18 protein-coding genes and 1 pseudogene are annotated in these 21,629 nt (G+C 65.3%); 16 read left to right on the top strand and 3 right to left on the bottom strand.

Translation table 11 applies throughout. The features are described from left to right. Window positions 1–124 precede the first annotated feature (124 nt). The 3 genes from IEX41_RS03960 to IEX41_RS03950 form a co-directional block, all read right to left on the bottom strand. Window positions 125–928 carry an MBL fold metallo-hydrolase gene (locus tag IEX41_RS03960; RefSeq protein WP_188788900.1) on the bottom strand — a complete coding sequence of 268 codons (804 nt, stop codon included), beginning with the start codon at window positions 926–928 and terminating at the stop codon, window positions 125–127. Beyond that, window positions 925–1,737: a TatD family hydrolase gene (locus IEX41_RS03955; protein ID WP_188788899.1), complete on the bottom strand. Its 813-nt coding sequence runs from the start codon at window positions 1,735–1,737 to the stop codon at window positions 925–927. The genes IEX41_RS03960 and IEX41_RS03955 overlap by 4 nt, the downstream gene beginning before the upstream one ends. A 319-nt stretch (window positions 1,738–2,056) precedes the next feature. After that, complete coding sequence (locus IEX41_RS03950; protein ID WP_188788898.1) at window positions 2,057–2,833, bottom strand: transglutaminase-like domain-containing protein; 777 nt, start codon at window positions 2,831–2,833, stop codon at window positions 2,057–2,059. 408 nt (window positions 2,834–3,241) lie between these two features. Here IEX41_RS03950 and IEX41_RS03945 point away from each other — a divergent pair, with 408 nt between their 5' ends. The 16 genes and pseudogenes from IEX41_RS03945 to IEX41_RS03875 all read left to right on the top strand — a co-directional run bounded on the left by IEX41_RS03945 (window position 3,242) and on the right by IEX41_RS03875 (window position 21,627). After that, the gene (locus IEX41_RS03945) at window positions 3,242–4,447 is read left to right on the top strand and encodes a sugar phosphate nucleotidyltransferase (protein WP_188788897.1); all 1,206 of its coding nucleotides are present in this window, start codon (window positions 3,242–3,244) and stop codon (window positions 4,445–4,447) included. A 139-nt stretch (window positions 4,448–4,586) separates the two neighbouring features. Then, window positions 4,587–4,865 (top strand): hypothetical protein, encoded by a 279-nt coding sequence (locus tag IEX41_RS21825; RefSeq protein WP_373285602.1) that lies wholly within the window; start codon window positions 4,587–4,589, stop codon window positions 4,863–4,865. Beyond that, window positions 4,866–5,173: pseudogene (locus IEX41_RS21820) on the top strand (IS5/IS1182 family transposase); the annotation flags it as partial. A gap of 97 nt (window positions 5,174–5,270) precedes the next feature. Beyond that, on the top strand, window positions 5,271–7,175 hold the full coding sequence (gene gpJ, locus IEX41_RS03935; protein WP_188789270.1) for a TipJ family phage tail tip protein: 1,905 nt from the start codon (window positions 5,271–5,273) through the stop codon (window positions 7,173–7,175). Beyond that, window positions 7,172–8,338, top strand: coding sequence for a phage tail protein (locus IEX41_RS03930; protein ID WP_188788896.1), 1,167 nt, complete (start codon window positions 7,172–7,174; stop codon window positions 8,336–8,338). The genes gpJ and IEX41_RS03930 overlap by 4 nt, the downstream gene beginning before the upstream one ends. Window positions 8,339–8,346: 8 nt before the next feature. Next, complete coding sequence (locus IEX41_RS03925; RefSeq protein ID WP_188788895.1) at window positions 8,347–11,868, top strand: coiled-coil domain-containing protein; 3,522 nt, start codon at window positions 8,347–8,349, stop codon at window positions 11,866–11,868. Between the two features lie 4 nt (window positions 11,869–11,872). Continuing rightward, entirely contained in the window at window positions 11,873–13,069 is a 1,197-nt protein-coding gene (locus IEX41_RS03920) for a hypothetical protein (protein WP_188788894.1), read from the top strand. Between the two features lie 12 nt (window positions 13,070–13,081). Next, window positions 13,082–13,399 (top strand): hypothetical protein, encoded by a 318-nt coding sequence (locus IEX41_RS03915; RefSeq protein WP_188788893.1) that lies wholly within the window; start codon window positions 13,082–13,084, stop codon window positions 13,397–13,399. After that, window positions 13,396–13,803 carry a DUF4376 domain-containing protein gene (locus IEX41_RS03910; protein WP_188788892.1) on the top strand — a complete coding sequence of 136 codons (408 nt, stop codon included), beginning with the start codon at window positions 13,396–13,398 and terminating at the stop codon, window positions 13,801–13,803. Before IEX41_RS03915 ends, IEX41_RS03910 begins: the two co-directional genes overlap by 4 nt. After that, a complete protein-coding gene (locus IEX41_RS03905; RefSeq protein WP_188788891.1) occupies window positions 13,800–14,150 on the top strand; it encodes a DUF1353 domain-containing protein in 351 nt (116 codons plus the stop codon). The genes IEX41_RS03910 and IEX41_RS03905 overlap by 4 nt, the downstream gene beginning before the upstream one ends. Before the next feature lie 816 nt (window positions 14,151–14,966). After that, window positions 14,967–15,479 carry a division/cell wall cluster transcriptional repressor MraZ gene (gene mraZ / locus IEX41_RS03900; RefSeq protein WP_188788890.1) on the top strand — a complete coding sequence of 171 codons (513 nt, stop codon included), beginning with the start codon at window positions 14,967–14,969 and terminating at the stop codon, window positions 15,477–15,479. A gap of 1 nt (window position 15,480) precedes the next feature. Next, window positions 15,481–16,473, top strand: a complete 993-nt coding sequence (rsmH, locus tag IEX41_RS03895) for a 16S rRNA (cytosine(1402)-N(4))-methyltransferase RsmH (RefSeq protein WP_188788889.1) — start codon at window positions 15,481–15,483, stop codon at window positions 16,471–16,473. Continuing rightward, window positions 16,473–16,835 carry a cell division protein FtsL gene (gene ftsL, locus IEX41_RS03890; RefSeq protein WP_188788888.1) on the top strand — a complete coding sequence of 121 codons (363 nt, stop codon included), beginning with the start codon at window positions 16,473–16,475 and terminating at the stop codon, window positions 16,833–16,835. Before rsmH ends, ftsL begins: the two co-directional genes overlap by 1 nt. Beyond that, on the top strand, window positions 16,832–18,622 hold the full coding sequence (locus IEX41_RS03885; protein ID WP_188788887.1) for a peptidoglycan D,D-transpeptidase FtsI family protein: 1,791 nt from the start codon (window positions 16,832–16,834) through the stop codon (window positions 18,620–18,622). The genes ftsL and IEX41_RS03885 overlap by 4 nt, the downstream gene beginning before the upstream one ends. 93 nt (window positions 18,623–18,715) lie before the next feature. Next, window positions 18,716–20,197, top strand: a complete 1,482-nt coding sequence (locus IEX41_RS03880) for a UDP-N-acetylmuramoyl-L-alanyl-D-glutamate--2,6-diaminopimelate ligase (RefSeq protein ID WP_188788886.1) — start codon at window positions 18,716–18,718, stop codon at window positions 20,195–20,197. Then, complete coding sequence (locus tag IEX41_RS03875; RefSeq protein ID WP_188788885.1) at window positions 20,194–21,627, top strand: UDP-N-acetylmuramoyl-tripeptide--D-alanyl-D-alanine ligase; 1,434 nt, start codon at window positions 20,194–20,196, stop codon at window positions 21,625–21,627. Before IEX41_RS03880 ends, IEX41_RS03875 begins: the two co-directional genes overlap by 4 nt. Window positions 21,628–21,629 lie beyond the last annotated feature (2 nt).

Genomic DNA, 21,629 nt, shown 5'->3' with positions numbered 1-21,629 from the left:
CATGGGGCAAACGGATCGTGCTCCGCATCATGCGGAAGAAAAAAGGGCCTGGATCCCAACCGGGCGCGTTATCGTTCAGCGCCGGGGCCGGGCGTGCGGTGGCCCGCAGCGCCGCGCCCGGAGGTCAGGGGGCCGGCAGGCTCAGCACCATGCCGTCAAAGGCGGGGCGCACATGCTCCGGCGTTTCGGCGGCCACGGCATCGTGGTCGAGGTCGATGTGCATGTTGGTGAGCACCGCCTGTTTCGGTGCGGCCCGCTCGATCCATTCCAGTGCCAGCGCAAGGTGGGCATGGCTGGGGTGCGGCGTGCGGCGCAGGGCGTCGACGATCCAGATGTCTAGGTCGTGCAGATGCGCCCATGCCGCCTCGGGGATCTCGAGCACGTCCGGTAGGTAGGCCAGCCCGCCGATACGGAAGCCAAGCGCGTCGATGCTGCCGTGGTTCACCTCGAAGGGTTGCAGCGTGATCGAACCGCCCGCGCCATCGATGGTAAACGCGTCCCGGCCAATGGTGTGCATGTCGAGGATCGGGGGGTAGGGGCTGCCCTCGGGCTGCACGAAGGCATAGGCAAAGCGTGACAGCAGGGAATTCTGCGTGTCGCCATCGGCCCAGACCGGCAGCCGTCCGCCACGGTTGAACACCACCTGCCGCAGATCATCGAGCCCGTGGGTGTGATCTGCGTGCGAATGGGTCCAGACCGCCGCATCCAGCGTCGCCACATCGGCGTCGAGCAGTTGCTGGCGCATGTCCGGCGTGGTGTCGATCAGCACCGTGGTGGTGCCGGCCTCGCCGATGCGCTCCACCAGCATGGAACAGCGGCGGCGAATGTTGCGCGGGTTCGCCGGGTCGCAATCGCCCCATTTTCCACCCAGACGGGGCACCCCGCCGGACGAGCCGCAGCCAAGGATGGTGAAGCGCAATTCGCTCATGCGGAGGCTTTCTCCGGTGTCCAGGCCGCCGCTTTCGCGAAGAGCCGTTCGAAGTTCTCTTCCGTGGCGCAGGCGAAGGCGGCGTAGTCGATGCCGAAGGCCTCGGCGCCGATCTTGGCGGTGTGCACGGTATATCCCGGCTCGTTGCGCTTGCCACGGTAGGGCGGGGGCGCAAGATAGGGGCTGTCGGTTTCCACGAGGATCCGGTCGAGCGGCGCGGCGACAAAGATCTCGCGCAGGTCCTTTGACTTGGGGAAGGCGGCGATGCCGGACATGGACAGGTAGAACCCGCAGTCCAGCGCGGCACGCGCCAGCTCTGCCCCCGAGGAAAAACAGTGCAGCACGCAGTTGTAGGGGCGCGCCCTGTAGCCCGAGGTCAGGATGTCGATCATGTCCTCGTCCGCGGCGCGGGCGTGGATGATCAGCGGCAGCCCGGTCTCCTGCGCCGCCTCGACGTGGATCCGCAGCGAGGTCTTCTGCACCTCGGCGCTGTCGCCGGTGTAGTGGTAATCAAGGCCGGTTTCCCCGAGCCCCACGAACTTGGGATGCTGCGACAGGCGCACCAGCTCGTCCACGGACGTGAGCGGCTCTTCGGCGGCGCTCATGGGGTGGGTGCCTGCGGCGTAGAACACCGGATCGTTGGCTTCGGCGATGGCGCGCACGGAGGGCTCGTTGCGCAGCCGGGTGCAGATGGTCACCATGCGGTGCACCCCGGCATCAAGCGCGCGCTGGATCACGTCGGGTCGTTCCGCGTCGAAATCCGGGAAGTCGAGATGGCAGTGGCTGTCGGTAATGAGGGGAGTGGTCATGCAATCGTCCTTTGGGCCTTGGTATCAAGGAACCGGTGGCAAGGGTCAAGGCGGGGCCGGGCACCGGCTGCCCGTGCGACGCAGCTTTGACACGGCAGGGGTGGTCCGGGTCTTATGTTGGGCTGTCGCGCGGTCGTGCCTTGAGGCAGAGGTTGCCTTGTCGCGTGCCATCCGGTTCTTGCCCTCGACAATCGTGATATTGTCGCAGGGCCTTGATGCCATGTATCGCGACCGGGGGCGGACAGGATCCGGTCGGGCGTTTGCGGCAGGAGGGGCTGTCAGGCCCGGGCCCGGCCGGCCATGGCACCGCCCGCCAGCCTCAGGCCTGTGATACGTTGACCGATTGCGACAGCATCTGCGCCGGCTCCTGCGAATCCATGAAGGCGATGTCATAAGCATCGCGCCCCACGGCGATGATCGCCATGCTGTCTGCTGCGGCCATGCCCGTGGCATCCACCAGCCACCATTGTCCGCTCAGCCAGACCTCGGCCACCGCGTGGAAATCAGGTGGCGTGATGTGGGGGCTGTAGACCGCGACCATGCGTGCCGGAATGCCCGCCGCGCGCACCAGCGAGCACATGAGGTGCGCGTAGTCACGGCACACGCCCTGCCGCCCCGCGAAGGTTTCCAGTACATTGGTGTCGGCATCCGAGCTGCCGGGCACGTAGGTCAGGTTCTCTTCGACCCAGTCGCGCAGTCCCTGCACCTTGGCCCCGCCGGAAAGGTGTCCGAACCGCTGGCTGACGAAGCTCTGGAACTTGTCGGACTGACAATAGCGCGAGGGGCGCAGGTAAGGGGCGGCCGTCCCGGGGATCCGGTGCAGCGGCATGGCATCGAGCGCGCCCAGGTCCTGTGTCGGGCGGGTCACGTCGACGGTGGCTGTGTAGGTCAAGGTCATGTCCGCAGATCGGAACTGCGCCCATATGCGCTCGCCCACATCCGCATCGCCATCTATGCGGGTCAGGGTGGCATCCGGAATGTCGAGCTGCGACGTCTCGACCACTTGGCCATCGGTCTGCGCTGCCTCTAGCGCGAGGAAGGCGGTGTTGGGGCGTCGGAACCGGTAGCTCATGGCCACGTCTATGCTGATGCGCATGGGGTCTCCTTGCTGGAATGCTGGGCCTTGGCTTGGGGCCTGTAGTGGTGGACGCGGGCCGATGGCGCCGGTCCGGAGGGCAGATCGGTGGGCCCTGATCGTTGGATCTGCCGAACGGGGCTGCATCGAGACCTAGCGCGGCGGCATTGCGTGTGAAGCCGTCCAAGGCGGCACTCGTGCCGAATGGCAGGGTTGGCAGGCGGTGCCGCCGGAACGGTATGATATTCGGCTAGCATCATATGTTGAATGATGAATTCGACATCAGAGTGAAGGAATTCGCGGAACTTTTGGGCGTTGCCCGGGTTCTTGGTCAGATCACCCGGCCGGCCCGATCCCTCACCAACATCTCCCTTCCGCGAAGACGCCCCACGGACGCCATCGCGTGCATATTTTTTGAAAGGCGCGGCCATGAATCGCACTCTCTCTGCTCCGCAAGTCGATCGCTGCATTCCCTTCCTGCTGGCCGGGGGACGTGGCAGCCGCCTGCACGAACTGACTGATGCCGAATGCAAGCCCGCGCTGCATTTCGGATCTGGCAGCGGGCGCATCGTCGACTTCATTCTCGATGCCGTGGTCCGTGCCGGGTTCCCGCAGCTTTTCGTCGCGACGCAATATCGCCCTTATGGCCTGTGCCGCCATCTGCGCGACCAGTGGTCGCATCACTTTGCCAAGGGTATCTCCATCCGCGACGGCGAGCTGATCAGTCCTTCGGGGTATCGCGGCACCGCCGATGCAATCCGCCTTAATGCCACGACGCTGGACGCTTATGCTCCGCGCGAGGTGATGGTGCTGTCGGGCGATCACGTGGCCGACGTGGATCTGACAAGGCTGCTGGATCACCACCGCGCCCAGAATTGCGCGGTGACAGTGGCCGCAACCGCCGTTCCCGCCAGCGACGCGTCGGGCTTTGGGGTCTTCACCACCGATGCCAGGGGGCAGGTCACCGCATTCCACGAAAAGCCTGACACCCCTGCGACCCTTCACGATGATCCGGGCATCTCGCTCGCATCCACTGGCATTTACATCTTCGACTGGCTCTGGCTGCGCGAGGCGCTTGGGGCCGAAGCGCTCCGGCCCGGCACGCGCCATGACTTCGGTCACGATATTCTGCCCCGCGCACTGGCGGAAGAAACCCTGTCGGTCTGCCGGATCAGCAGTTCCGAGACCGGCGGCGACGCATACTGGCGTGATGTCGGGACCCTTGGTGCCTACAGGCGCACCTTGCTGGACCTGGCGCAAGGGCGGGCCAAGCTGACCTTGCCGCGCGGCATGGGGCTGCCGGTGACTGAAGCCATCGATTGTGTGGTGAATGACACGGTCTTCCTTCCCGGCAGCTCGGCGGGCCGGAACTGCACCTTGCGCAACACTGTCGTGGCACCGGGTGTCCGGCTTCCGGACGGGCTCCGGGTTGGGCTCGATGCGGCCGAGGATGCACGCTGGTTCCGTATGGGGGATGATGGGACCGTTCTGGTGACGGCGGAGATGCTGGCGCGCCGCAAGGCGGCGATCGCCCCCCAGCGCAGCCGGGCCACACCCTTGCGGACGGCGAGGCCGGCGGCTGTCGGCACCAGCCGAGTGCCGCCCGTGGCCGGAGATGTGCGTTCCGTCCAGTAAGACTGCACGTGGCTTCGGGATCCTGTCCGAAGCCACGCCCGCGCTTCCGGCCAGTGCGCTCCTGAAGTAATGGGCGTCAAGCCCTGCAGGTCGAGGCCCTCGCCAGAAGCGCGGCATTTCCCGAGGGCGGGCGAAGCCTATGGTGGACGGCGCTGCAGGGCTTCCTTGCGCAAAGGAGGATGCAGGATTCACCTTGCGGATCCAGCCTGGCAGCTGGAGCGGCATCCGTTCTCTCCCTCCGAGCTACAGAACCAGGAAATGGCCGTCCGACAATGAAGCGCTGAAGCAGCGGATCTCGCTGATGATCTGGCTCAGTCTGAACATTGGCTGGGCGACGCCGCCCGCAGGCGGGCATGGCCGTCAGCCGCAGCAGGGTGAGGCCGCAATCTGGACCCGCCTGACGATGAGTTCTGTTTGAAAAGACGCACCTGCCGTCATCCCGCCCCGTAATAACGCCAAGCTATGGAAGCCTTAGACCGTGGGCGCGGTCGCCCGGATCGAGGCGCTCCGCCCAGCTGAGTGCCTCGGTCGCGCCATTTGGCGACGGCGGAGCGCAGGCCACTGCCGAAGCCGCGCTGAGAAGAGACGAAACTACACTGCGCGAAGCGACCGGGGCATAGCCTCATGGCATCCGACTTCGATCACCATGTAGCAGAGCTCCAAGTCCGCGCCGCCGTGCTGAACGGCTACACCGCTCTCGGGGTACCTTTCACCGATCCCATGGGCTACGTGCGGCAGGCGAAAGGGGACGTGCAACCTTCATCCTCTTGGCGCCACGGAGCCGAGGAAATCCGTTCTTCAGATCGTCGTGGCGGTTGCTGCGGTGGCCATCGGCGCCTATTTTGCGCCGATGCTGGCGGGAACGTTCGGGCTCGGTGTGGAAGCCTGGGGCGCGCTGATCATTATGGGGACCACCGCGGTGGGGAACCTCATGGTGAACTCCATGTTCCCGCCGCCGGACGCGGACAAGGTGCAGAACCGCTACCAGATCTCGGGGTTCCGGAACGAGATGCGCCCCGACGGCGCGGTGCCGGAGATCATGGGGACCATCCGCTACGCGCCGCCCTTCGCGGGTTCGAGCTGGAGCGAGATCGTTGGCGATATCCAGTACGTTCGGGCCGCGTTCCTCTTCGGCGGCGGCGAGGTCGAGCTGAGCGATATCCGGCTTGGCGACACTCAGCTGAAAGAGTTCGACGAGATCGAGACCGAGATCCAGACCGATCTGCCTGCGAACACGTCACTTGGCCTGTACCCTTGGCAGGTCGTGGAAGAGCGCGTCGGAACGGAGCTCGAACGGCCATGGCCCACGAATGACGTGGGCAAGAAGATCGATGGGCCGAGCATCGAGACACCGGTGGTTCGATCAACAGGCAAGGACGCTGCCGCCGCGTCAGTGATCTTCTGGTTCCCGGCGGGTCTCATCCGGTACAACCGTGAGGGAGACTCGAAAGCGTATCGGGTCAGCGTCCGTATTGCCCAGCGGCAGACCTCCTCGGATCCTTGGGAAGAGGTGACGACGCTGACCTTCCGGGCGGAGAAAGCGGAGTCGTTTTTCCGTCAGCACACATGGGACTTTCCGGTGCGGGGACGCTGGCAGGTTCAGATCACGCTCATGGACAGCCCCGGCCCAAACGAGCGCTACATCAAGCGGCTGGTCTGGGCTGCCTTGCAAACCATCCGGCCGGAAGGCCCGATCGCCTATGATGGCAACATCACGAAGGTTGGCTTCCGGGGGCGTGCCACCGCCCAGTTCAATGGTCAGATCGACAACTTCAACGCGCTCTGCCGTCGCATCTGTCTCGATTGGGATCACCTGTCTGGCACCTGGGTCCGGCGGGCAACCAGCAACCCCGCATCCTACTTCCGCCTTGCCCTGCAGTCTGAGGCCAACCCGCGCCCGGGAGCCGACAACGAGATCGATCTCGAGCAGCTGCAGGAGTGGCACGACTTCTGCCGGCTCAAGGATCTGAAGTTCGATCACGTCTTCGAAGATGAGGGCATGACCCTGCGTGAGGTTCTGACGGTTATCGCTTCAGCTGGCCGGGCAATGCCGCAGCGTATGGGAGGCCGATGGGGCGTCGTGATCGACCGGCCGCAAAGCCTGATCGTTGACCATATCAACCCACGCAATGCCGATGAGTTCAGCACGACGCGCAGCTACTTCGAGCCGCCGCATGGGTTTCGGGTCAAGTTCCGTGATGCCACCGACGATTACAACGAGGCCGAGCGCCTGGTGCGTTGGCCGGGATACGAGGGGCCGATCACGCTCACCGAGGTGCTCGAGATGCAGGGCAAGACCGACCCGGCAGAGGTCGCGCGCGAAGCAACCCGGCGGGCTTACGAGTTGCTGTATCGGCCCGATATCCATCAGGCGACGCAGGACCATAGTGTCAGAACGGCGACCCGTGGCGATCTCGTGATGCTCTCGAACTACCTGCTGACGAGCACCAGACTGCCGGGCGTGTCCGGATGGTGGAGGGGAACGCGATCGTTCTCGATGAGATGGTCACCATGCTCGACGGTGAACGCTATGCCGTCCGGTTCCGGCACTTCCCTGAGCCGGACGGCGGACAGCCTCAGGACACGGTCGGGCAGTCGGTTCTCAGGCTGGTTGAAACGCTCGCGGCGGAGACGCGGACGCTGTTGCTGGTGGGGCCTGGCCTCATGCCGCGGGTTGGAGACCTGGTCCACTTCGGAAAGGCGTCCGAGGATAGCCATCCGATCGTGATCCAAGGCGTTGAAGCGGGGGAGGCGTTCACGTCCGTCGTCCGTATGGTCGCCCATGCGCCGATTATCGATGAGTTGACGGACGCATATGTCGCGCCGCCCTGGACCGGGCGGGTGGGGGACACCGACGGTGGCGCCGGCTCCGTGCCGGGCGCTCCGAGATGGGCCTCGGTGACATCAGGGCTCGAGATATTCGAGCACCCGATCGCAGGTGATCAGCTTGTCGCGCGAGATATCACGGTGCGGCTGGCACCGGGCATCGGCTCCACCGCCTTGCTGAGCGCCTACCGGATCGAGCACCGGGTCGCGGGACCGTACGCCTGGGCGTCGATAGAGGTCCCGGCCGCGCAGGGAGCCGGGTCGATCGAAGGATATCAGCAAGGCGAGGTTGTTGAGCTGCGCGCGCTGGCCGTTTCCAGGGACGGCCTGGAAGGGCCCTATTCCCCCATCGCCACCATCACTGTCGGTGAAGATGATCCGACACTGCCGACCGCACTTGATGCGCAGTCGATCACCGCCAGCAGTGGCCTTGGCAATGCGACGATCACCGTTGCCGTGCCGAGCGGAGCCACGACGGCGATCCAGCTGTTTCGGGTGCCGGCAGGGTCCGAGCTTGATGTCGCTCTCCACGCAGCGGGTGACCCCGTGCCGGTGGCAGCGGGGAGCACGATCTCGATCACCGACGGTGACGCGACACGGCAGACCATGCTGGAGAACGGGCAATTCAGTAGCGTATCGGCTTGGGAGCTGGGGGACGGATGGACCATCACGGACGGCTACGCTGCGGCAATCATGGCCACGGCGTCCGAGACATCGTTGAGCCAGGATATCTCGGTCTCTGCCAATCGTGTGCTGCGTCTCGCCTATCGGATGTCTGACTGGCAGTCGGGCACGGTCACGCCCCGCCTGACGGGAGGTGGCGTCGTGTCGGGGCCGAGCGTGGGGGCGGACGGTCGCCATTACGTGGAGCTGACAACGCTTTTCGGGTCCAGCTCCCTCGAGTTCCTGAAGTCGGCGGATTTCGTGGGCAAGCTGTCTGACGTGACGCTTTACCAGCACACGGCAGCCTGCGCCCCTCAGGGGCAGTGGGACTATTACGCTCAGCCGCGCAACGACGCAGCGCTGGCCGATGTGGCCGGTCCGGCCTCCACCGAGATCGCATAGGGCGGATCATGGAGGGCATCAGAACAACCGAGCTTCCCGATCTCGCCGCCGCGGACACGCTGCTCGTTATCCGGGACGGCTCCACGGGGGTGGTCAGGGTCCTCGATCTCGCAACCCAGATTGCAGGGACTGGCGTGATCTCGGAGATCCTCAGCGGCGCAGGCAGAGCTGAGGATGTCGAGCTGATTGCCGAGAGGCTGGACGAGGTCAGGGAGGTCGCCGACCAGGCATTCGACCGGCACGACGTGGCGATCGAGGATGCCACAGGAACCGTGGCGGAGCTGATTGCCAGGGTGCAGAGCACCTTTGGGGCCTTCGGAGACTTCGGAGGCTTGCCCTTGGCGGAGGCCATCGAGCGCTCTATCGGCCCGCTCACCGCGCCGGTGCCGCTGTCCACGCGCATTGAGGCCGAAGAGCAGCGCCTCACCGACACCCTGCCGCGCATCCGGTCTGTCGAGCAGACCGGGCGCGATCTGATGCAGCGCATGATGGCGCTTGCGGACCTGCAGTGGTCCATCGATCAGCGCCTGACCGGCGCCGGGATCTATGTCGATCCCGAGGACGGCACGGTGAAGATCGAGGCCTTCGAGTATCTGCAGGATCAGGTTTCTGATGTGCGTGTCACCCTTGACGCGGCCACGGCAAAACTCGAGCTGTCGGCGACCCAGGCCTACGTTGATCAGGAGGTGTTCCGGGCTATCACGGACCCGTCGCAGCTTCACTACCTTGATGATCTGATCGCAGATGTGCGGAAGGTCGAGATCACCCTCGATGGGGTCAACGGCACTCTCGAGCAGCACGCTTCGGCCCTGACCGTCGATGGCGGCCTCGTCACCATGACGAGCGTCACCAGCACGCTCGACAGCCTGCAGGGGCAGATTGCCGACCGCGTCACCAACACGGACTTCAATGACGCCACCGCGCGCCTCGCCGCCGCCGAGCAGGTAATAGAGGCCCTGCCGGATGCGGCCACCATCACGCAATCGGTTGAGGCGTCTCGCATCATCGCTCGGGACGTGGACCAGCTGACCGCGCGGTCCATCGCCGATATGTGGGGGCGCTACGAGGCGGAGGAAGCTATCCGCGTGTCCGAGGCGCAGGCGCGCTCGGAACAGCACGCGTATATCGACGAGCAGGACCGGGCCATTGCCTCGGACGTGACCGAACTGCGCGCTGCAGTGGACACCTCAAACGCGCAGATCCGCGACGAGCGGCGTGTCCGTGCCGCCGAGGATGAGGCGCTTGGTGAGTCCATCACGCAGGTCAGCACTGGCCTTGCCAGCGTCTCGGGTCAGGCCGAGGGCACCGCAGACGCGGTTAACGAGCTGACGGGCCGCGTTGCGCGAAACGAGGAGGGTCTCACCGCAGAGGCCGCGAGCCGCACGCTGATCGTGTCGTCCGTCCGTGAGCTTCGGGGCGAACAGCGCGCGGACACCGCGCGCAGCATCGTGGACATGTGGAACGCATTTACCGCAGAGGAGAACGCCCGCGATGCGGTGGCCGTCTCTCTGGAAGAGGTGAGGACTTGGGTCGAAGAGGGCCTCCTGGCTGAAGCCATCGCGCGCGAGGTGCTTGGGGCTGCTCTCGGGCAGGCCCAGGCCAGCATCGTGTCGGAGAGAACTGCTCGGACCACGGCTGACGAGGCTCTGGCGCAGCAGGCCGACCAACTGACGGCAGATCTCGGCGATGCGCAGGCGGCGATCAATGCTGAGCAGATCGCCCGCGCCTCGGCGGATGAGGCTCTGGCGCAGCAGGCCAGCCAGCTATCGGCGGGTCTCGGTGACGCGCAGGCGGCGATCAATGCTGAGCAAACCGTCCGCGCCGCGGCCGACGAGGCGCTGTCTCAGCAGGCCAGCCAGCTATCGGCGGGTCTCGGTGACGCACAGGCGGCGATCAATGCCGAGCAGTCCGCCCGCGCCGCCGCCGATGAGGCGCTGTCTCAGCAGATCACACAGGCCGAGGCCGCCCTTGGGCAGACCGTCGCCACAGCCACTGAGGAACTGAGCGGACAGATCACGCAGAATGAGACCGGCTTGACCTCTGTGGCGCATCGCACCACCGCGCTGGAGACTGGTTACACAGACGCGCAGGCGGGCATCGCCACCAACGTTGAGGCGATCTCCGGCCTGTCGGCCCAGCAGACGCAGACGGAGGAGGGGCTTGCGCTGGTCGCGCAGGATGTCAGTGACCTTGAGGTCCGCACAGAGAACATCGAGGGCGAGACTGAGGCGCAGGGTGAAGCTATTGGCGGCCTGACCACCCGGATGACGCAGACCGAGGATGGGCTCGAGGTTGTTTCCGCCGACCTGTCGCAAGTCGGTGCGCGGCTGTCCGATGCCGAGACCGGGGTGTCTGCCAACGGCACCGCGATCACGCAGACAAACACCCGTGTGAGCAATGTAGAGGGAGCAGTTAGCTCGCAGGGGCAGTCGATTGTTGCCCTGCAGAACGGCGTCGAAGCCGCTCAGGACGCGGCAAACGCTAATGCGTCAGCTATCGACGGATTGGAAACGCAGGCAGAGGCGCAGGGCAACAACTTGGTGGTTCTGGCGCAGCGCACCACCGAGCTTGAGACCGACATAATCGAAGCGAATGGCGAGATTGCCGGGAATGCGCAGGTCACGTCCACACTCGGTACGCAGGTCGAACGCATCGACGGCGAGGTACACGCTCTCTCGACGCAGTATGACATCGTTTCGGCGGCTGTAGCGGATAACAACGCGTGGATCTCCAACGTCGCCGCAACGCGCGTCACCGCTGCCGGGGCCGTTGCCGCAGTCAACCAGCAGATCTCGGCCAGCTACGGCAATCTGACGGCGATGGCAGCGGCCACCGCTTTCGCTCAGGCTGGCGTTAATGGGATCTCCGCAGGGTATGTCTTCCGTCTGAACGGTCAGAACGTCTTCGAAATGGTGAGCGTCACAGACGGTGTTAGCGGTCCAGTGACCACGGCTCGACTTGCGCCGGATTACGTTCAGATCACCGGCATTGCCCAGATCAACACCGCCGTGGTCGACCAGCTCTTTGCGGAAGAGATCATTACGGATCGGCTATTCGTCGGTGGTCGTCAGATCATCCCCGGCGCCGTGTCGTCGCTGTCTCACGAGTTTGCTCAACCCTACGTCTCGACGAACGACGCGGATTTCGTCCTCGTGACCAGCACCGACTACACGACGATCGTCACGCTGGACCCGCTGGATGTCGAGGCGGGGTCGCGCGTGCGACTTGAGGCCAGCTGCAACATCGATGCCCCTCTCAGTGAGGCATGGGGACTGGTGGCCTTCGAGATGCAATACCGTGCCAACGAACAGGCATCGTGGAGCGCGTGGGAGGGCATCCGCTTCTCGGCGACCGGGATCATCCCCGGCAAGGCTGCTGATGGGCAGATGAGCCCATTCACGCACGCCACGGCAGACACCCGCAGCGCCACCGAACAGCGGCGGTATCGCCTCCGGGCGCGGCTCCAGCCGGGCAGTCCGCGCATGCGTATCTGCCGGGTCGATTTCTTCGCACAACAGATCAAGAGGTAAGAACATGCCGACATGGTATAGCGACGGCACTGTGTCCGTCAGCAATGGGCAAACGACAGTGACCGGCGTTGGCACCGCATGGGTGGCGAACGCTCAACTTGGGCAGGCGGTCTACCTGCCGGATAACCGGCTCTATGAGATCGCGGCAGTGGTCAGCAACACGCAGATCACGCTTACGCGGGCCTATCAGGGATCGACCCAGACGGGGGCGGTTTACCAGATCCTTCCGATCGAGGGTCTTCTAGATGAGGCCAGCAATGCGCTCTTTTCGGCAATCTCGGAGATGCGCAGCCACAACGAGGGCACGCTGGCCGGGCGCTTCCCGGTGGGAACGAATGCGCAGCCGTCTGTTCGTGGTGCGTCGGACGGCAACACCGGGGTGAACCTGCCCGGTGGCGACGTTCTGGACTTTGTCACGAACGCCATCCGCAGGGCGCGCCTGTCGAGCGCCGGGCTGCAGCTCGACGCGCCGCTGATCGGCACCGCAGTCACGCAGAGCAACGACGACATCACGCCCGGGCGGGTCACGAAGGTGGGGGACTTCGGCCCTGGCGCAGTCAACAACGTGCCGTTCGTGTCGGACCTGGACGCTCAGGATATTCCTGTCGAGTTCTTCCAGTTCACGAACGCTGCGGCTGGCACGTTGCCCGTGCCGGGGAGTGCCGGATTTGGGCTGCAACTTCGGCGTTTCGGCGGAGCCGCTGAGCAAGCAGCCCAACTGGCCTTCAAGGACAACGCAAGCCGCATGTTCTTCCGCTCCGCGTTTGGCGGCTCTTACAAGCGCTGGTTCGAGATGTTCCATCAAGGGTCCGCTGTCGGTCCCGTCAGTATGGCTAGCGGGGTGCCGACCGGCTCTTTGGTCGAGAGCGGAACCAACGCCAACGGGAGCTACACCCGCTTGATTGACGGGACGCAGACCTGCACCGCCAAGCCGTTCCTGACCTACTCTAACGGAGTGCTGGCGCTGGCCTGGACGTTCCCGGCGCCCTTTGTCGGAACGCCGGCTCTGACGGGCAACATGAACCGCAGTTCAATGAATGCAGGCGTGACGCCAGCATCGAGGGATGTCGGCGCGATGACCTTTGGGTCCATCACGAATACAACCGCCAGCGTCGTCGTTGAGACGGTGCCCGGCGGCGCAAGCTTCCAATCCGGTGACACGTCGAATTGCTTTGTGCAGGCCGTGGGCCGTTGGGCCTAAAGGAGCAACCACATGAATATCATCTACTCCCCCGTTCGTCTCGACACGCAGCTTGAGCTGTTCAAGAGCGGCGACACCCTGACCACCAACGGCGAGGCGTTCGATTTCACCGATGTCCCCGCCGGTGCGACATTGCCCCGCGCCGCGATCAACTGCGACTGGATCGCAGGCGACGTGACCCGCGACGAGGCTGGCGTGCTGACCGTGCCGGTGATCCTGCCGCACGGCAGCAATGCCCCCGAAGAAACCTGCTTCCCCGAGCCGCTGGTCGAGGTGCCTGACGGCCCGGTTGAGCTGCCGCCCTACAACACCGAGGAGCTCCCGGCATGAGCAACATCGATATGAGCCAGATCATCACTGCCGAGGACAAGGCGGCCGCCGAGCAGGCATCGCGCAAGGCCGGTCTCTTCGCTGAGCGTGAGCGCCGCCTTGCGGCGGGCACCACGTTCAACCTGTCCTTCGGCCCCTTGCCAATGCAGGGCAGGCCGCAGGATCAGGCCACCATCACCGCGCTTTTGCAGCTCGCAAACATGCGGATCACCGCTGAAGACACCTCGCCCCTGACGTTCCGCGATGCGGTCAATACCATCCACTCCTTGAGTCCGACTGAGATGATCGAAGCGGCGACCGCGGGCATGGCATGGGTTGAGGCGGTCATGGCTGCGAGCTGGGCGCTGGTGGATAGCGGCGACATCCCCGCCGATTACACCGACGACGCGCACTGGCCTGCATGAGCGCCTACACAGAGCTGACCGGCTGGCACAGGCCGGTCGGCGGCATTGCCTTCGAGGCCATCGCGCCCGTCCGCTGGGAGCTGGGCGTTAAGGGTTCGGACCTCTGGGTCATCGTTCCCACCGGCTTCGTCTTCGACTGCTCGGTGCCGCGCTGGCTCTGCTGGGCCGCTGATCCCCTCGACACCCGGTATCGCAAGGCGTCCTGCCTGCACGATTACCTGTTGGTCGAGGGCTGGGGCAGGGTGGCCGCGGGGGCTGTGTTCCACGATGCCCTACAAGCCGACGGGGTGCCGCCAGCCCGACGCATCGCCATGTGGCTGGCGGTCTCGCTGTTCCGCTACCGCTGACCATCGCCCGCCTCGCGCGGGCTTTTCTATAACCTCGGACCACAACGTGGTCCTGGTGGCACTTGAAGGGGGTGTTGAACGTCTGTTTAAGCCCACCCAGCCAAAACTGCGTTGCTGAAGTTTTGAGTGTAATTCACTGAAGTTTTGAGCGTGAGGCTACACAGAGGCTACAGAGACGCTCATGGGTCGCCATAGGATGGGATTTCATGGGCGGCATGGGAATTCATGGTCGGAGATCCGTGTTTCAACCTGAAGCAGATCAGTGAAAGCACCTTTAGGACGGATTCGCGGCGATTCTCCGGAAAACTGTCAACGAATCTGATGAATTCCGAGGCGCCTGAAAACAAGGTTCCATGCAAGAACAAAAAAGTTGGGAAATCGTGGGTGTGACATCCTCACGACAGCGTTACTAGATATAGGCGCCGGCAGGTTCCCGCTTACCACATATCCGTGAAAACTTCAGGCCAGACGCTCTACATGTTGTTTTCCACATGCCCTGTGGACAAAATTTGGTAGTGGCTGCCGTAAAAACCCGTTGCGACCCATGAATTCCCGTGACATACCTTTAACCACAGTGAGGGACGGATCAGAGGGTCACCAAGGCCCCGCAAAAATCCAGAACACATAATAACTTGAGCAGGTTCATACAGGCACCGCTCTTCACTGTAACAACAGAATCCGGCGCGCGAGCGAGCAGACATCCCCCCAGGTGGCGCGCGCAGTCGGACCACCCGCTAAGCGGGCAAGGCGGCGGGTTGATCAGTGGCAGCAGATCAACCCGCCGCATTTCGTTTCAGGGGGCATGAAAGTAGGGCAGTGACCCGCAGGCTGAGGTTCAGAGGCGAAAGTCGGCACAAGGTCGACACGAAGGGCAGGGTCTCCATTCCAGCCTCTTTTCGCCGTGTGCTCGAAGCGGGGGATCCCGACTGGGTCGATGGTCTCAACCCCAATTTCGTGATTGTCTACGGCGACCAGCGCCAGACCTATCTCGAATGCTACACCATCGAGGAAATCGAGGCCGTCGAAGAGCGCATCAGCAAGATGAAGCGCGGCTCGAACAAGCGGCGCATTCTCGAGCGGCTGTTCTCGACCCTCTCCATCACAACCTCCGTGGACGAGACGGGTCGCATCGTGCTTCCCGCCAAGCTGCGCGAGAAGATCGGCCTGAACGGCGAGGCGCAGTTCACCGGCAACGTCACCACCTTCCAGATCTGGCAGCCCGCCGCCTACGAGGCGGACGTGCTCGCAGTGGAGGCGGACCTCGAGGAATTCGACGTGGACGATCCGCTGATGCTGCTTGATGAAGACGACGAAGACGAGGAGATCTGACATGGCGACGGGCGCAGGAAAAGCTGACGGCGCACCCCATGTTCCGGTCCTCCTGAGGCCATTGCTGGACGCGGTCGCACCCCTCTCGGGCACCTGGATCGACGGCACCTTCGGGGCAGGGGGCTATTCGCGCGGCCTGCTCGAGGGCGGCGCCGAGCGTGTCATCGGCATCGACCGCGATCCGTTGGCCCACCGCATGGCGGAGGACTGGATCAAGGACTACGGCGGCAAGCTCGAGCTGAAGCTTGGCAATTTCGCGGACATGGACGAGTTCGCCACCGGGGTGGAGGGCGTCGTGCTCGACCTCGGGGTCAGCTCAATGCAGCTCGATATCGCCGAGCGCGGGTTCTCATTCCAGAAGGACGGCCCGCTCGATATGCGCATGGAGCAGTCGGGCGAGTCCGCCGCCGAACTGGTGAAGCGGCTCGATGAGACGACGCTGGCGGATGTTCTCTATACATACGGTGAAGAGCGCGCCTCGCGCCGCATTGCCAAGGCCATCGTGCGCGAGCGCGACCGCGAGCCGATCGAGACCACCGCCCGCTTGTCGCAGATTGTCGAGGCCTGCCTGCCGCGGCCCAAGCCCGGCCAGAGCCACCCGGCGACCCGTAGTTTCCAGGCGCTGCGCATCGCGGTCAACGACGAATACGGCGCGCTATGGCGTGGCCTGATGGCCGCCGAGCGGGCGCTGAAGCCCGGCGGTTGGCTCTGCGTCGTTACCTTCCATTCGGTCGAGGATCGCATGGTCAAACGCTTTTTGCAGGCACGCTCGGGCCGACTTGGCACCGTCAGCCGCCATGCGCCCGTGGCACCGGAACAGGAAGCGCAGTTCGTCACAGTCACCCGCAAGGCCGTGGGCCCGGATGAAGACGAACTCAAGGCCAACCCGCGGGCGCGCTCGGCGCGGCTGCGCATCGGGCGACGCACCGACGTGGCTTCGGGCGAGGTTGGGGCCGACACGCTCAACATGCCGCAACTCAAGGGGAAAAAGTGATGCGGACACTGCTATACGTTACCAGTTTCCTTGGCATGATCGGATTGGCTTTCTGGGCCTACCGCGAAAACTACGACACGCAGGCGGCGCTCGACCATGTTGAGGACCTGCACCGCGACATCGCTGACGCGCGGGCGCGACTGTCGATCCTGAAGGCGGAATGGGCCTATCTCAACCGCCCCGACCGGCTGCGCGAGCTGGCTGAAATCAACTTTTCCCGCCTCGAGCTGCTGTCCATGCGGCCAGAGCAGTTCGGCCAGGTGGACCAGGTGGCCTTCCCGGTACTGGACCCGCTGGTGGTGAGTGATGCCATCGACGTCAGCAGCGCCGGCGCCGCCGCAAGTGATGGGCTCGTGCCATGAACCGTATTCCCCTTCGCCCGCTTGCCCGCATCCTGCCCGCCCGTGACCGGGGGCAGAATCCCGACGCCATCGAGCGCGAGAACCTGCGCATCCGCCACGAGCAGATGCGCGACAAGGCGCGGCTGCGCGCTGAAAGCCGTCTTTTGGTCATGGGGGTGCTGTTCCTGTGCGCCTTCGTCACCATTGGTGGACGCATGGGCCTTCTGGCCGCGTCGGAACCGACCGAGCCGCGCGCCCGTGCCACCGGTGCGTCGATCATCGCGAGCCGGGCGGACATCACCGACCGGCGCGGCCGGGTGCTGGCCACCAACATGGAAACCCATTCGCTTTACGCGCATCCGCAGCAGATGATCGAACCGCTGCGCGCCGCAAAGGAGCTCAAGGCCATCTTCCCCGATCTTGATGAGGAGCGGATGGTCAAGGATTTCACCGACGGCAAGCGCAAGTTCCTCTGGGTCAAGAAGAAGATCAGCCCCGAGCAGATGCAGGCCGTGCATGACATCGGCGATCCCGGCCTTCTGTTCGGCCCGCGCGAGATGCGGCTTTATCCCAATGGCGCGATCGCCTCGCACATCCTCGGCGGGTCGAGCTTTGGCCGCGAAGGCGTTGATTCCGCCGAAGTCATCGGCACCGCGGGCATTGAGAAGTTCTTCGACGAAGAGCTGCGGGATCCGGCCCGCGAAGGTGCGCCGCTGGAGCTGTCGATCGACCTGTCGGTGCAGGCCGCGACCGAGCGTGTGCTTGATGCGGGCATGAAACTGATGAACGCGCGCGGCGCAGCGTCGGTGCTCATGGATGTGCACACCGGCGAGATCATCGCCATGGCTTCGCTGCCCGACTTCGACCCCAATGACCGGCCCCGCCCGCCGACCGAGGGCATGCCCTCTGACAGCCCGCTGTTCAACCGTGCGGTGCAGGGCGTCTACGAGCTTGGGTCCACCTTCAAGATCTTTGCCGCGGCACAGGCGATGGAGCTGGGCCTCGTGCGGCCCGACACGATCATCGACACCCGTCCGCCCTTCAAAGTCGGCGGCCACCGCATCGGCGAATTCGAAGGCCACAACTACGGTGAGATAACGGTGTCCGAGATCATCCAGAAAAGCTCGAACCGGGGGACCGGCAAGCTGGCTCTGGCCATCGGCATCGACCGGCAGAAGGACTTCCTCGACCGCATGGGCTTCTTCAAGCCGGTCCCGGTCGAGATGGTCGAGGCCCCGGGCGGCCAGCCGCTGCTGCCATCGCGCTGGACCGACCTGTCGACGGTCACCATCTCCTACGGCCACGGGCTGAGCTCGTCTCCGCTGCACCTTGCGGCGGGCTACGCGGCCATCGCCAACGGCGGCCACATCGTCCATCCCACCCTGATCAAGAGCAAGGCCGTCACCTACGGCGAACGGGTGCTGTCCGAAGAGGTCGCCGCCAACGCCCGCCAGATGCTGCGCGAGGTGGTGAGCGAGGGCACCGCGAGCTTCGGCGACGTGCCCGGATACAAGATCGGCGGCAAGACCGGCACCGCGGACAAGCCCAAGGAGCGCGGGGGCGGCTATTACAAGGACAAGACGATCACGACGTTTGCTTCCATGTTCCCCGCCGACAATCCGCGCTACGTTCAGATCGTCACGCTGGACGAGCCGGTGGAAACATCGGGCTCTCGGCCGCGCCGCACCGCCGGCTGGACCGCCGTGCCGGTGGCTGCCGAGATCATCGGCAGGATCGCGCCGCTTCTGGGCTTGCGCCCGGAGTACGATGTGAAAGAACTTGCACAGATCACGCTGGTTTCGGACTGATCGCGGGCATTGCCTCTGACGGGGCACGGGTCCGGCGCTGTGTCCTCTGGCCAGCGCCGGATGTTTGTTTTTTGGAACGATGAAAGGGCAGCCATGAGCGGGGAAAAGACGCTTTCCGAGCTGGGGCTGACAGCACGGGGCGGGCGCGAGGCGCGCGTTTCGGGCGTCTCGGTGGACAGCCGCGCGGTGATGCCGGGGCACCTGTTCGCAGCGATGCCGGGCACAAAGGTGCACGGCGCCACCTTTATGGACACCGCGCTGGCGCAGGGCGCCACGGCGGTGCTGACCGATGCCGAGGGGGCGCGCATCGCCGCTGATGCGCTGGCCGAGACAGTGGTGGCGGTGGTCATCGCCGCCGATCCGCGCGCCGCGCTGGCCTATGCCTGCGCGCTGTTCTTCGGCGCCCAGCCCGAGGTCATGGTCGGCGTCACCGGCACCAACGGCAAGACCAGTGTCGCCAGCTTCGTGCGGATGATCTGGCAGGAGCTTGGCCACCGCGCCATCAATGTCGGCACTACCGGCGTCGAGGGCGACTGGCAGGCGCCGCTGCGCCACACCACGCCCGATCCCATCACCCTGCACAAGGCGCTGGCCGAGGCTGCGTCCGCCGGCATCACCCACGCCGCCATGGAAGCGTCGAGCCACGGGCTTGACCAGAGGCGCCTCGACGGCGTGCAACTGCAGGCGGCGGGGTTCACCAATTTCACGCAGGATCACCTCGATTACCACGCGGATTTCGAGGAATATTTCGCCGCCAAGGCCGGGCTTTTCGCCCGCGTCCTGCCCGAGGACGGCACCGCCGTCATCAACATCGACGACGCGCGCGGCATCGACATGCTGTCCATGGCCAAGGCGCGCGGGCAGGAGGTGCTGACGGTTGGTGAGCTGGAGGGCGCGGACCTGCGCCTTCTGGGCGCCCGCTTCGACGCCACCGGGCAGGAATTGCGGATCTCGTGGCATGGCGTCGTGGAGCAGCTGCGCCTGCCGCTGATCGGCGGCTTCCAAGGTTGCAATGCTCTGCTGGCCGCTGGCCTCGTGATCGCCTGCGGCGCCGAGGCCGAACAGGTCTTTGCCGTGCTGCCCCGGCTGGAAACCGTGCGCGGGCGCATGCAGCTTGCCGCCACTCGTGACAGTGGCGCGGCGGTCTACGTGGATTACGCCCACACCCCCGATGCGGTCTCCACCGCCATCGACGCGCTGCGCCCCCATGTCATGGGCCGGCTCATTGCCATCATCGGCGCGGGTGGCGACCGCGACACCGCCAAACGCCCCCTGATGGGGGAGGCGGCAGCGGCCAAGGCGGACGCGGTCATCGTCACCGACGACAACCCCCGCTCCGAGGATCCCGCCGCCATCCGTGCGCAGGTCATGGCCGGCTGCCCGGACGCCATCGAGGTGGCAGACCGCGCCGAGGCGATCCTCCGGGGCGTCGACCTGCTCGGGCCGGGGGATGCGCTGCTGATCTGCGGCAAGGGGCACGAGACCGGGCAGATCGTGGGCGACACGGTCTATCCCTTTGATGACGTGGAACATGCAAGCGTGGCGGTTGCCGCGCTGGACGGGAGGGGCTCGTGACGCTCTGGACGGCAAGAGACGCGGCCGAGGCCACGGGCGGGCAGGTGACCGCCCAGTGGCAGGTCAGCGGCGTTTCCATCGATACGCGTAGCATCGCGCCGGGCGATCTCTTCGTGGCACTCAAGGCGGCCCGCGACGGCCATGATTTCGTCGCGCAGGCGCTTGAGAAAGGCGCCGCCGCAGCCCTCGTGTCGCGCATCCCCGAGGGCGTCGATGAAGACCGCCTTCTGCTGGTGGACGACGTGCAGGTGGCGCTCGAGGCGCTGGGGCGCGCCGCGCGGGCGCGCTTCGAAGGGCGCGTGGTCGCGGTCACCGGATCGGTAGGCAAGACCTCAACCAAAGAGATGCTGCGCTGCGTTCTGGGCGCGCAAGGCACGGTCCATGCCGCCGAGAAGAGCTACAACAACCACTGGGGTGTGCCGCTGACGCTGGCGCGGATGCCGAAGGACGCTGATTTCGCGGTGATCGAAATCGGCATGAACCACCCCGGCGAAATCGCGCCGCTGGCCCGTATGGCCCGCCCGCACGTGGCCATGGTGACAATCGTCGCGCCCGCACACCTTGCCGCCTTCGAGAATATCGAAGGCATCGCCGCCGAGAAGGCGTCGATTTTCGAGGGGCTGGAAGAGGGCGGCACCGCAGTCATCAACGGCGATCTGCCGGTGACGCCGATCCTGCGCGAGGCGGCCATTGCCCATGCGGACCGGGTGCTTGATTTCGGCGAGGCACCGGGCAATCACCACCGCCTGACGGAGGTCACCGTGGGCGATGCCTGCACGGTGGCGCAGGGGCGCGCCTGGCGCTCGCCGCTGCTCTTCAAGGTGGCGGTGCCGGGGCGGCATTTCGCGGTCAACGGGCTTGGCGTGCTGGCCGTGGCCCATGCGCTCGATCTCGACCGGGCGCTGGCGGTGACCGCGCTGGGGCAGTGGCAGGCCGGAGCGGGCAGGGGCCTGCGCGAGGTCATCCTGCTCGACCCCGTGGAAACCGACCTGACGCTCGAGCTGATCGACGATGCCTACAACGCGAATCCGGCCTCACTGGCTGCCTCGCTCGAGGTACTGGCAGGGGCGCGGCCTCAGGACAACCTCGGTCGCAAGCAGCAGGGGCGGCGGATTGCCTATGTCGGCGACATGAAGGAGCTGGGCAAATCCGAAAAGGCCCTGCACCGGGCGATCGCCGATCTGCCCGCGATGGAGGGCATCGACGTGGTGCATTGCATCGGCCCGCTCATGCGCGAGCTGTGGCGCGCGCTGCCCGAAGACAAGCGCGGCCACTGGGCTGAAGACAGCGACGCCATGGCAGGCCGCGTGAGGCAGGATCTCGACGCGGGTGACGTGGTGCTGGTCAAGGGGTCACTGTCGATGGGGCTGGGGCGCGTGGTTGACGCGATCCGGCGAAAGGGCGTATTGCCCGCCGGCGGCAACGGCTGAAA

The organism is Salipiger pallidus (assembly GCF_014643635.1).
Classification (GTDB): domain Bacteria; phylum Pseudomonadota; class Alphaproteobacteria; order Rhodobacterales; family Rhodobacteraceae; genus Salipiger; species Salipiger pallidus.
This window is presented reverse-complemented; position numbering and strand designations above follow the sequence as displayed.

What these genes read in the sequence shown, in the direction of transcription:
- IEX41_RS03960 (WP_188788900.1), bottom strand. Translation starts at nt 928, where the DNA reads ATGAGCGAATTGCGCTTCACCATCCTTGGCTGCGGCTCGTCCGGCGGG.
- IEX41_RS03955 (WP_188788899.1), bottom strand. Translation starts at nt 1,737, where the DNA reads ATGACCACTCCCCTCATTACCGACAGCCACTGCCATCTCGACTTCCCG.
- IEX41_RS03950 (WP_188788898.1), bottom strand. Translation starts at nt 2,833, where the DNA reads ATGCGCATCAGCATAGACGTGGCCATGAGCTACCGGTTCCGACGCCCC.
- IEX41_RS03945 (WP_188788897.1), top strand. Translation starts at nt 3,242, where the DNA reads ATGAATCGCACTCTCTCTGCTCCGCAAGTCGATCGCTGCATTCCCTTC.
- IEX41_RS21825 (WP_373285602.1), top strand. Translation starts at nt 4,587, where the DNA reads ATGGTGGACGGCGCTGCAGGGCTTCCTTGCGCAAAGGAGGATGCAGGA.
- IEX41_RS03925 (WP_188788895.1), top strand. Translation starts at nt 8,347, where the DNA reads ATGGAGGGCATCAGAACAACCGAGCTTCCCGATCTCGCCGCCGCGGAC.
- IEX41_RS03920 (WP_188788894.1), top strand. Translation starts at nt 11,873, where the DNA reads ATGCCGACATGGTATAGCGACGGCACTGTGTCCGTCAGCAATGGGCAA.
- IEX41_RS03915 (WP_188788893.1), top strand. Translation starts at nt 13,082, where the DNA reads ATGAATATCATCTACTCCCCCGTTCGTCTCGACACGCAGCTTGAGCTG.
- IEX41_RS03910 (WP_188788892.1), top strand. Translation starts at nt 13,396, where the DNA reads ATGAGCAACATCGATATGAGCCAGATCATCACTGCCGAGGACAAGGCG.
- IEX41_RS03905 (WP_188788891.1), top strand. Translation starts at nt 13,800, where the DNA reads ATGAGCGCCTACACAGAGCTGACCGGCTGGCACAGGCCGGTCGGCGGC.
- rsmH (WP_188788889.1), top strand. Translation starts at nt 15,481, where the DNA reads ATGGCGACGGGCGCAGGAAAAGCTGACGGCGCACCCCATGTTCCGGTC.
- ftsL (WP_188788888.1), top strand. Translation starts at nt 16,473, where the DNA reads ATGCGGACACTGCTATACGTTACCAGTTTCCTTGGCATGATCGGATTG.
- IEX41_RS03885 (WP_188788887.1), top strand. Translation starts at nt 16,832, where the DNA reads ATGAACCGTATTCCCCTTCGCCCGCTTGCCCGCATCCTGCCCGCCCGT.
- IEX41_RS03880 (WP_188788886.1), top strand. Translation starts at nt 18,716, where the DNA reads ATGAGCGGGGAAAAGACGCTTTCCGAGCTGGGGCTGACAGCACGGGGC.